This window comes from Bartonella sp. AP36NXGY (genome assembly GCF_042195865.1).
Taxonomy (GTDB): domain Bacteria; phylum Pseudomonadota; class Alphaproteobacteria; order Rhizobiales; family Rhizobiaceae; genus Bartonella.
This window is the reverse complement of sequence record NZ_JBHIPD010000135.1, coordinates 1-692: the sequence shown is the minus strand read 5'-3', so window position 1 is coordinate 692 and position 692 is coordinate 1. Positions and strand designations below refer to the sequence as shown.

1 pseudogene is annotated in these 692 nt (G+C 41.9%); it reads right to left on the bottom strand.

Annotation, left to right across the window (positions count from 1 at the left end):
• Positions 1 to 692: pseudogene (locus tag ACFINX_RS10310) on the bottom strand (hypothetical protein); the annotation flags it as partial.

The window sequence follows — 692 nt, the reverse complement described above, 5'->3', positions numbered from 1 at the left end:
CATCATTGACAAGACCACTAACTTTCTCATCCGTATACTTATTGGCATCTTCAAGAACTATCTTCATCTGCTCTTCAGTATAATCATGCAACTGACCGCCATTAACAGCTTGCTGAGAACCTGTTTCAATCTTGCCTGCCGCTACATTGTCTATCATAACAGGTTCGCTGTCATTGCCTCCTACTAACGTAATGCTATTGGTCTTTTTCCCATCACTATCTTTATCATAGTTAACAACGCCATCTGTTACGGCTACTTCAATATCTTTCACATGTTGATCTATCGTATCTACTTTGTCTTCAACCTCTTTTACCCTCTCATTCGTGCTCCAAAGCTGACCACCATTAACAACTTCTTGCGAGCCTTCTTCTATCTTACCATCCAATACATTCGTAATCTTACTCGACTTACCATCATGCTTCGCATCATACGCGCCTTCTTCTTCATTCCAATTCAAACCATTGCTCGCCACATTCTTCTCAACATCATGAATACGCTCGTTGATACTCGTCATACCATCACTGACACCATCAAAAGCTCCTGCTACATCATGATAGATCTTCTTTTCTGACGAACTACCATCAGAATTGAATTGTGCAACCTTGAATTCCGGAGCCCTCCATTCGCCACCTTCATAGCTAGCTCCTCCTCCTAAATACATCGCTAGCGTCTGATGCAAGGAATAAAGCTGA